The sequence below is a fragment of the uncultured Shewanella sp. genome (assembly GCF_947495455.1).
GTDB lineage: Bacteria > Pseudomonadota > Gammaproteobacteria > Enterobacterales > Shewanellaceae > Shewanella.
This window is the reverse complement of sequence record NZ_CANLZC010000154.1, coordinates 1-9235: the sequence shown is the minus strand read 5'-3', so window position 1 is coordinate 9235 and position 9235 is coordinate 1. Positions and strand designations below refer to the sequence as shown.

The window sequence follows — 9235 nt, the reverse complement described above, 5'->3', positions numbered from 1 at the left end:
TAGAGATAGGACTCGGATTTTGACGCATTTAAACGATCAGTCAACCGATCAATAAATCGTTAAATGATCGGCATTAGTATAACGGGCCCTTTTTATTATCAATATCGATTAATATTACTCTTGATTATAAAGAATGCCAGATTAAGAATTCTTGCTTAATTTCTTAATCTGGATAGATGGAGGTTTACTTTATACATGCATGATATATAAGGTTTTTAATGAGTTCTTTTGTGCGGTTTATATAAGCGACATCGAGATATTCATCTGGCTGGTGCGCTTGGTCAATACTGCCTGGACCTAGCACTAATGTTTGACAGCCTAGCTGTTTAATATAAGGGGCTTCTGTTGCATAGTTAACAACTTCTGCTTGATTGTTTGACAACTTTGCAACGATTTGTGTCCATGGATCATCAAGCTTTCCAGCAAAGGATTCTGAAGGGGGATAAAGTGGCGCAACGTCTATTGCGCCTGGGTATTGATCACAAACTGGCGCTAAGTATTGAATGACCAATTGTTCAAGTTCTTCTATCGATACGCAAGGTGTTGGACGAAGATCAATGTGTAAATCACAGCAGCCACAGATACGATTGGCTGCATCTCCGCCATGAACATGACCAAAATTCATGGTAGGGTGAGGCACGCTAAATGCGGGTTCATGAAAATTTTCATTTAAAAATTGTTTTAATTTTAATAGCTGAGCAATGACTAAGTGCATAATCTCTATTGCATTAAGGCCTTTACTGGGATCCGATGAGTGACCACTTCTTCCCGTTATTCTTATTCCTTGTGTTAAGTGGCCTTTGTGCATATATACGGGTTTGAGACTCGTGGGTTCTCCTATGATGGCATAGTCAGGGGCAATGGACTTTGCTTTGGCAAAGGCTTTTGCACCATTCATTGTTGTCTCTTCATCGGCACTGGCAAGAATATAAATGGGACGTTTTAATTTATTCAGAGGGACGTCTTTAATTGCTTCAAGGACTAATGCAAAAAAACCTTTCATGTCACACGTACCGAGTCCGTACCAACGATCATTTTTCTCAGTCAGCGTAAAAGGATCCTGACTCCAACGTCCTTCATCAAAGGGCACAGTATCCGTATGGCCAGCAAGTAGCAGACCTCCGGTTCCTTTACCGATTTTCGCGAGAAAATTGTGTTTGTCACGAGAATCAGCCACGGCCTGTGTTTGGCATTTGAATCCAGCATCAGAAAACCAATTTCCAAGTAAATCAATAACTTTTTGATTACTCATGTCGAGTTCGGCTTCCAGTGCACTGATAGAAGGCGTGGCAATTAACTGGCTAAAGGTGGTTTTAATGTCAGGTAAAGTTAGCATAGTTCATCTCTTAAAAATATATATTCAAATATATTGCATAAATAGCTGTTTGTGCTAGTCTAGCACTTAGCTAATATCAGTACCATATTTGGTGGGCTTATAAATGAGAGTAACCCTATTTCACTTAATGTACAGTGCCGAGTCTATCCTTTACAGTTTGGGCTTTCAGTTTCGACGATAATCTTTTTACCTAGACTGTGTATTAAGCGTCTATTGAACTGACATCCACCTCATTTTTTATTACATGTTATTTTGAGAAATCATTCATTATGAAAAGCATAGCTATTATCGGTGCGAGTGGTTATACCGGTGCACAAATCACCGCACTGATCCATGAGCAAGGGACCTTGTCTCTTCAAGGCTTGTATGTTTCTGAAAACAGTTTAGATAAAGATAAACCTTTGGGTGAGCTTTATCCTAATTACAGTCATATAGCGCAGCGGTTACAGCCTCTGTCTGAGAATGCTAAAGATAAAATTACAGCAGAATGTGATGCTGTGGTGTTGGCGACTGATCATAAAGTAAGCTTGCATCTCGCAGCATGGTTTTATCAGCAAGGCTTAACGGTATTTGATTTAAGTGGTGCTTATCGTTTCAGTGATGTTGCACAATACCCTAAGTGGTATGGTTTTGAGCATGAATACCCTGAAGTGCTGGTTCAAGCTGTTTACGGTTTAGCGGAGTGGAATCACACTCAAATTGAGCAAACCAAGATGATTGCTGTGCCTGGCTGTTATCCAACGGCATCATTGACCGCATTGAAACCTCTAGCGCACCTAATGACGCAAACACTGCCTGTTATCAATGCGGTGAGCGGCGTGACGGGGGCGGGCCGTAAAGCACAATTACATACCAGCTTTTGTGAGGTCAGTTTAACGCCTTATGGTGTTTTAGGGCATCGTCATCAACCTGAAATAGCCACCCATTTAGGCCATGAAGTGATTTTTACGCCACATCTAGGGAATTTCAAACGCGGCATTTTAGCGACCATTACCGTGGAGCTAAAGGCTGGTACGCAAATTGAGGATATCGAAAAAGCCTATAGTGTTTATGACAGTGCGCCTTTAGTCACTGTAAAACAAAATCAATTTCCTAAAATTGATGATGTTGTACATACGCCAAATTGCCACCTTGGATGGAAGTTTGATGCAAATAACCACTATCTTGTGGTGTCCAGTGCCATTGATAACTTAATGAAAGGGGCGGCGAGTCAGGCCCTACAATGCATAAAGATTCATTATAAGCTTTAATGTTATGAGTGAAAGAGAAGTCGCCTATGTCAGTCAGGAATAGTGAAATGCAATCAGTGAAAAAAACGCCTATGGTCCTTAAAGTGGGCGGCGCATTATTGCAATGTGAAATGGGAATGGCCCGTTTAATGGACACGGCAGCCAGAATGATTGCCAATGGGCAACCTTTAATCATGGTGCACGGTGGAGGCTATTTAGTTGAGGAACAACTCACGGCCAATGGTATGGTCACTGAAAAACTCGATGGCCTTAGAGTGACACCCGAAGCCCAAATGCCTGTGATAGTTGGAGCACTTGCAGGAACCTCCAATAAACTTCTGCAGGCTGCAGCAATAAAAGCAGGCGTGACTTGTGTGGGTATGAGCCTGAGTGACGCTAATTTAGTGCACGCAAATATTAAAGATGAGCGCTTAGGGTTAGTGGGAGAAGTGACACCAAAGGATGCCACTTATCTTGATTTTATTTTATCACAAGGCTGGATGCCCATAGTGAGCTCGATTGCAGCCAATGCAAATGGGCAGTTATTAAATGTCAATGCGGATCAAGCGGCGACGGTATTGGCAAAGTTAGTGTCTGGCGAATTGGTATTGTTATCTGATGTCTCCGGAGTGCTTGATGGCAAGGGCCAATTAATTGCCCACTTAAATGAAGCTGACATTATTGAGTTGACTAAGCAAGGTGTGATTGAAAAGGGCATGAAAGTGAAAGTGGAAGCCGCCCTTGAAGTGGCTCAAGCAATGGGGCGCGCAGTGCAAATTGCGTCTTGGCGAGATGCAGAGCAATTGAATGCATTAAGTCAAGGTGAGTCAGTTGGCACGCAAATTCAACCATAAGGCTTGGGAATTGAGTCAAAGGGAAAATAATGAAGCATTTATTATCGATAAAAGAATTGAGCCAAAAGCAGTTATTAGACTTGCTTGCCTTGGCAAAAGAGATTAAAGCCAAGCCTGCTCAGTATAATCAGGCGCTTGCGGGAAAAAGTGTGGTGATGTTATTTGAAAAGCCATCACTGAGAACCCGTGTGAGTTTTGATATTGGCATTAATAAATTAGGTGGACATTGCCTTTATTTAGATCAACAAAATGGAGCGTTAGGAAAGCGGGAGCCAGTATCAGATTTTGCGAGCAATATTTCTTGCTGGGCAGATGCCATTGTGGCCAGAACTTTTTCACATTCAACCATTGAATGTTTAGCCGAACACGGCACAGTACCTGTGATTAATGCCTTATCGGATTTGTATCATCCTTGTCAGGGATTAGCGGACTTTCTGACATTATCAGAAAAGTTTGATGACATCAGTCAGGTTAAATTAGCTTATGTGGGCGATGGTAATAATGTGGCCCATTCTTTGATGTATGGAGCGGCCATTTTAGGGGCGAGTTTAACTGTGATGTGTCCACCTGGGCACTTTCCTGATGGGCAAGTGGTGTGTGAAGCACAAGCGTTAGCCAAACAACATGGCGGTACCCTCACTTTAACTTCAAATGTTGAGGATATTGCTGATCACCATGCTATTTATACTGATACATGGATTTCAATGGGTGATGATGTTGACTTGGCGGATATTGAGGCTAAATTTAAGCCTTATCAGGTCAATCAAGCCATGATGGATAAAGCGGGAGCGCAATACTTTATGCATTGTTTGCCCGCTTATCGTGGCGTGGAAGCCAGCGCGAATGTGGTTGATGGCGAGGGTTCATTGATTTTACAGCAAGCTGAAAATCGTATGCATGCGCAAAATGCGGTGTTAGTGACTTTGCTCAAAAATAAATAGTTGAATAACCGATAGAATTTAGGAACGAACATGTCTACAGAAACCCAATCTCCTAGTGTTAAAAAAGTGGTATTAGCCTATTCGGGGGGTCTTGATACCTCAGCGATTATTCCTTGGTTAAAAGAAAACTATGATAATTGTGAAATCGTTGCATTTTGTGCCGATGTGGGCCAAGGAGAAGAAGAACTCGAAGGCTTGACTGAAAAAGCGCTAGCATCTGGAGCTTCTGAATGCCACATCGTGGATTTAAAAGAAGAGCTGGTGGCTGATTATATTTATCCGACCATAGCAACAGGTGCGATTTATGAAGGCACTTACTTGTTAGGGACATCAATGGCAAGACCGATTATTGCCAAAGCACAAGTGGAAGTGGCGCGTAAAGTGGGTGCGGATGCGGTCTGTCATGGTTGTACGGGTAAAGGTAATGATCAGGTGCGCTTTGAAGGCTGTTTTGCTGCGCTTGCTCCGGATTTAAAAGTGATTGCTCCTTGGCGTGAGTGGTCTATGGTGAGCCGTGAAGACTTATTAGCTTATCTTGCCGAGCGGAATATTAAAACCACAGCATCGGCAACAAAAATTTATAGCCGTGATGCCAATGCTTGGCATATTTCTCATGAAGGGGGTGAGTTAGAAGATCCCTGGAATGAGCCCACAAAAGGGGTTTGGACTATGACGGTGGCGCCAGAAGATGCGCCTAATGAGCCTGAATATGTCTCACTTAAAATTGAGCAAGGCCGGATCACAACAGTGAATGATGAGGCGTTAAGTCCCTATGCCGCATTGATTAAGTTAAATAAAATTGCGGGTGCTCATGGCGTGGGCCGTATCGATATTACCGAAAATCGATTAGTGGGCATGAAGTCACGTGGCTGTTATGAAACGCCCGGTGGCACTGTAATGTTTGCTGCGTTGAGAGCCATTGAAGAGTTAGTGTTGGATAAAACCAGTCGTGAATGGCGTGAGCAAGTCGGCGCGCAAATGGCACACCTTGTTTATGATGGTCGTTGGTTTACGCCTTTGTGTGAGTCGTTATTGGCGGCGTCTGAATCATTGGCGAAATTAGTCAATGGTGAAGTGGTGATTAAGCTATATAAAGGCCAAGCTCAAGCGGTGAAAAAGCGCTCGCCTAATAGCCTTTATTCTGAAGAGTTTGCCACCTTTGGTGAAGATGATGTTTACGATCAAAAAGACGCAGAAGGCTTTATTCGTCTGTATTCTTTATCAAGTCGGATCAGAGCATTACAAACTAAATAGGTCAGTGTGCTTGAGTTTATTTAAACTCAAGCTATTGCGCAGTGAACGAAACAGAATTAGTAGAGGGCCTTGTCATGGCATTATGGGGTGGAAGATTTAGTCAAGAAAGTAGTGCGTTGTTTAAACTGTTTAATGATTCATTACCTGTGGACTATCGATTAATTGAGCAAGATATTGTTGGCTCGATTGCCTGGGCTAGCGCCATTTGTCAAGTTGGTGTGATCACCTCACAAGAATGTGAGCAACTACAGCAAGCGTTGAATGAACTGTTAGCGGAAGTGGGTGATAAGCCTGAGCTGATCCTTCAATCGAATGCTGAAGACATTCACAGCTTTGTTGAGCAAGCATTGATTGCTAAAGTGGGAGATTTAGGCAAAAAGTTACACACGGGTCGTTCACGTAATGATCAGGTGGCAACAGATCTTAAGCTTTGGTGTAAAAAAGAAGGTCAGCGATTACTGGGCTTGTTAACGCAATTACGCGCTGAGTTGATTGCGCTTGCAGAGCGTGAGCTGGATGCCGTGATGCCCGGCTATACCCATTTACAGCGAGCCCAGCCTGTGACATTTGGTCATTGGTGTTTAGCTTATGTGGAAATGTTTGAACGGGATATTAGCCGTTTGAAAGATGCATTAAAGCGTGCCGATACTTGTCCATTAGGATCTGGCGCGTTAGCGGGTACGGCTTATCCCATGGATAGAGTTAAACTCGCTGCAGCCCTAGGTTTTGCCTCTCCTACCCTTAATAGTCTCGATACCGTATCAGACAGAGATCACGTGGTTGAAATATGTAGTGATGCCAGCATCAGCATGATGCATTTAAGCCGTATGGCGGAAGATTTGATTTTCTTTAATAGTGGAGAAGCGGGCTTTATTGAATTAGACGATCAAGTGACCTCAGGTTCTTCACTCATGCCGCAAAAGAAAAACCCTGATGCGCTTGAGCTTATTCGTGGTAAGACGGGCCGTGTTTATGGCAGTTTAATGGGTATTTTAACCACCATGAAAGCCTTACCATTGGCTTATAATAAAGACATGCAAGAAGACAAAGAAGGTCTATTTGATGTCATGGATTCCTGGTCAATTTGTCTTGAAATGGCGGCATTAGTGCTCAATGGCTTGAGCGTTAATCGTGACAGAGCCCTTCAAGCTGCGCAGCAAGGTTATGCCAATTCTACTGAGCTGGCAGATTATTTAGTGGCTAAAGGTATGCCTTTTAGAGAGGCGCACCATGTAGTGGGGGAAGTCGTGGTGGCTGCCATTGCGAAACAACAACCTTTAGAAGATTTTCCATTAGCCGAGTTACAAGGCTTTGCGGATATCATTAGCGATGATGTGTATGACTGCTTAACGATAGCGTCTTGCTTAGCTAAGCGTGAAGCCTTAGGCGGTACGTCAATTGAGCAAGTGACCCAAGCAATAGCCAATAAAAAATAAAATCAGATCCTCTTTTTTATTGAAAGGCGCAGCTTTTTAAAAGCTGCGCCTTTTTGTTGCTAATTTAGCAATTAGCAACTAAATAATTTAGGAGCTGTTGAACTTTTGTGGCCAAATTATGTCCAGTATATACGTGTTTTAATTAAAGTGTAGTGAGTGCTGTCTAGTCTTGGAAGCCTCCTTTATTTAATAAAAAGGGCTACAACAAAAAGTAAAACACGTTTATCTGGATCCTACGGACAGCGTTTGTGGCGCCTTTTTACAGCGTTATCGCTTATTCATGTAGAATAACTACACAGCATAAGCTCTGCCTTGTATAAATGCCCGCCAAACTGCTGCAGAAATCATCACCAAAGCGCAATAGCCCCTAAGAAAATGATAAACGTGATAAATGGATGAAAGGGAGTTTTATATTCTAGTCGCTTAACAAAAGGGAGCTAATGGTATGTTTCAAGCTAAAGTGTTTTTAATTATCTCAGTAATAGGTGTATTTCCTATTGCACTGTCATACGGTGTGGCGCCGCAAACCAGTATTCCTTGGCTATATGGTTTTCCAGTGGATACCATCAATAGTATTCATATCTTTCGTGCCATCATGGGGCTGTATTTAGCCTTAATTATTTTTTGGATTCTGGGTGCATCCAATAAAGGACTCACTTCACCTGCATTATACAGTTTGATTGTATTTATGTGGGGGTTGGCAGCGGGAAGGGCCATGAGTTTGCTTATTGATGGTATGGCAAATTGGCTATTGAATATTTACTTGGGTCTGGAAGTCTTATTTGCACTCGTTGGTATGTTAGTGTTGAAAAGGTTTAAACAAGAGCAAGCCGCAGAAGAGGCGCAGCGGCTTTCAGAGGGGGCTGAAGATAAATAACTATTTTTTCCTTATCAGTTCAAATCGCATGGCGACTTCTTTTGGGCCAATGATATTGTAACCAATGCCGCTCATTTTATTGGCGTTATCCAATTGAAAATCAAAAACTAATTGAGCATGAATATCGGACGTTTCTGACAAAATAATATGGTTATGATTAATGCCACCTAATAGAATGTCAGAACCATTCATTAATTTTTTTTGGTTACTATCGTATGATGTCCATTTACTTGTTCCTGTAATGATGCCATCAGGGCGTTGAGTGAGTTTCCATTCGACTGTCATATAGCGTTCATGAAAAGGAATGGGTTCACGGGTATTGGGGGCTGCGAAGGGCTGAGTCTCAGTTTTATCGACTAAATAGCTGAATTTTTTAGTTGTATACCAAGTGCCTGTTACGTCCTCTTCGGCTGCTTGGGTCAGTGGAGCGATGAGGACGAGAAAGGGAAATATGAGTGTGCTGCAATGTTTGATTAAAATGAATATACTTTTTCTCATGCTTGTTTCCAGATGAATTAAAGTATTTTAATTATAGTTGGCAGTAATGCACTTAGGTTAAAATCTTTATTGTTAAAAATTTAATTATTACTGCAATATTGACTGAAATATTGGGAATAGCTTACTTGTTCTTTTTATTGTTGTTTTTTCGAATAAGCTTAAAAGGAAAGGCTAGCATTTTAGGGCCTGTTTGACTATAAGCGATTCCAATGAGTTGGTTGTTTTTAAAAGTGATATCGAAAGTGACATGGGCACTATTATCGGCAAATTCTGTCAGGATAATACGAGGTGCTTGGTACGATCCGATGAGAAATTCATTGCCTTCAATGACCTTTTTATTATTTTCATCATAGCTTATCCAATTATTTGTGCCTGTGATTAGGCCATCTTTATCTTGTATCAATTGCCATTCTAATGTGATTTTTCGTTTGAGTAATTACTGTTTACCGTGATTGACCGGAGCGCCAAATGGATGGGCATTAGTATGTTCAACTAAGTAAGGAATAGGGGCTTGAGTCACCCAAATGCCAGACACATTTTTGTCATTAGCTTGGCTTAACGCCGCGAATGAACAGGTTAAAAGACAGAAGGAAAGCATTAATTTTTGCAATAGCATAGTAAAACCAAATAGATTAAAGAAAGGTCTATTCAGTGTAGTCAATTTTTTATTCAGTATTCTGATCATCAGCACAAATATTGATGTGCCGATGACCGTTTATTGGGATGAGTTTATTTAACCTGAACTCGGGATAAGCAGCGCCGCTTAATAGCGCTATTTTTGCCCCTATCTGTGTTGTGCTTTCTACTAAT

The 9235-nt window shown here is 41.8% G+C and carries 10 protein-coding genes; 6 read left to right on the top strand and 4 right to left on the bottom strand.

The window, feature by feature from the left end:
• Window positions 1-184: 184 nt before the first annotated feature.
• The gene (argE, locus tag Q0791_RS23535) at window positions 185-1336 is read right to left on the bottom strand and encodes an acetylornithine deacetylase (RefSeq protein WP_299011700.1); all 1152 of its coding nucleotides are present in this window, start codon (window positions 1334-1336) and stop codon (window positions 185-187) included.
• A gap of 269 nt (window positions 1337-1605) precedes the next feature.
• Here argE and argC point away from each other — a divergent pair, with 269 nt between their 5' ends.
• The 6 genes from argC (at window position 1606) to Q0791_RS23505 (ending at window position 7927) form a co-directional block, all read left to right on the top strand.
• Window positions 1606-2586 carry an N-acetyl-gamma-glutamyl-phosphate reductase gene (gene argC, locus Q0791_RS23530; RefSeq protein ID WP_299011699.1) on the top strand — a complete coding sequence of 327 codons (981 nt, stop codon included), beginning with the start codon at window positions 1606-1608 and terminating at the stop codon, window positions 2584-2586.
• A 47-nt stretch (window positions 2587-2633) separates the two neighbouring features.
• Complete coding sequence (gene argB, locus Q0791_RS23525; RefSeq protein ID WP_299011698.1) at window positions 2634-3419, top strand: acetylglutamate kinase; 786 nt, start codon at window positions 2634-2636, stop codon at window positions 3417-3419.
• 29 nt (window positions 3420-3448) lie between these two features.
• Window positions 3449-4360: an ornithine carbamoyltransferase gene (locus Q0791_RS23520; protein ID WP_299011697.1), complete on the top strand. Its 912-nt coding sequence runs from the start codon at window positions 3449-3451 to the stop codon at window positions 4358-4360.
• Between the two features lie 30 nt (window positions 4361-4390).
• Window positions 4391-5614: an argininosuccinate synthase gene (locus Q0791_RS23515; RefSeq protein ID WP_299011695.1), complete on the top strand. Its 1224-nt coding sequence runs from the start codon at window positions 4391-4393 to the stop codon at window positions 5612-5614.
• 74 nt (window positions 5615-5688) lie between these two features.
• Window positions 5689-7050: an argininosuccinate lyase gene (gene argH, locus Q0791_RS23510; RefSeq protein WP_299011693.1), complete on the top strand. Its 1362-nt coding sequence runs from the start codon at window positions 5689-5691 to the stop codon at window positions 7048-7050.
• A 445-nt stretch (window positions 7051-7495) separates the two neighbouring features.
• Complete coding sequence (locus Q0791_RS23505) at window positions 7496-7927, top strand: DUF4345 domain-containing protein (RefSeq protein WP_299011691.1); 432 nt, start codon at window positions 7496-7498, stop codon at window positions 7925-7927.
• Here the strand turns inward: Q0791_RS23505 and Q0791_RS23500 are convergent, their stop codons facing one another.
• The 3 genes from Q0791_RS23500 to Q0791_RS23490 form a co-directional block, all read right to left on the bottom strand.
• Window positions 7928-8425 carry a hypothetical protein gene (locus tag Q0791_RS23500; protein ID WP_299011689.1) on the bottom strand — a complete coding sequence of 166 codons (498 nt, stop codon included), beginning with the start codon at window positions 8423-8425 and terminating at the stop codon, window positions 7928-7930. It abuts the gene before it with no gap.
• 121 nt (window positions 8426-8546) lie between these two features.
• The gene (locus Q0791_RS23495; protein WP_299011687.1) at window positions 8547-8828 is read right to left on the bottom strand and encodes a hypothetical protein; all 282 of its coding nucleotides are present in this window, start codon (window positions 8826-8828) and stop codon (window positions 8547-8549) included.
• A gap of 33 nt (window positions 8829-8861) precedes the next feature.
• Window positions 8862-9041 carry a hypothetical protein gene (locus tag Q0791_RS23490; RefSeq protein ID WP_299011686.1) on the bottom strand — a complete coding sequence of 60 codons (180 nt, stop codon included), beginning with the start codon at window positions 9039-9041 and terminating at the stop codon, window positions 8862-8864.
• Window positions 9042-9235: the final 194 nt, after the last annotated feature.

What these genes read in the sequence shown, in the direction of transcription:
- Q0791_RS23520 (WP_299011697.1), top strand. Translation starts at nt 3,449, where the DNA reads ATGAAGCATTTATTATCGATAAAAGAATTGAGCCAAAAGCAGTTATTA.
- argH (WP_299011693.1), top strand. Translation starts at nt 5,689, where the DNA reads ATGGCATTATGGGGTGGAAGATTTAGTCAAGAAAGTAGTGCGTTGTTT.
- Q0791_RS23505 (WP_299011691.1), top strand. Translation starts at nt 7,496, where the DNA reads ATGTTTCAAGCTAAAGTGTTTTTAATTATCTCAGTAATAGGTGTATTT.
- Q0791_RS23490 (WP_299011686.1), bottom strand. Translation starts at nt 9,041, where the DNA reads ATGCTATTGCAAAAATTAATGCTTTCCTTCTGTCTTTTAACCTGTTCA.
- Q0791_RS23515 (WP_299011695.1), top strand. Translation starts at nt 4,391, where the DNA reads ATGTCTACAGAAACCCAATCTCCTAGTGTTAAAAAAGTGGTATTAGCC.
- argE (WP_299011700.1), bottom strand. Translation starts at nt 1,336, where the DNA reads ATGCTAACTTTACCTGACATTAAAACCACCTTTAGCCAGTTAATTGCC.
- Q0791_RS23500 (WP_299011689.1), bottom strand. Translation starts at nt 8,425, where the DNA reads ATGAGAAAAAGTATATTCATTTTAATCAAACATTGCAGCACACTCATA.
- argC (WP_299011699.1), top strand. Translation starts at nt 1,606, where the DNA reads ATGAAAAGCATAGCTATTATCGGTGCGAGTGGTTATACCGGTGCACAA.
- argB (WP_299011698.1), top strand. Translation starts at nt 2,634, where the DNA reads ATGCAATCAGTGAAAAAAACGCCTATGGTCCTTAAAGTGGGCGGCGCA.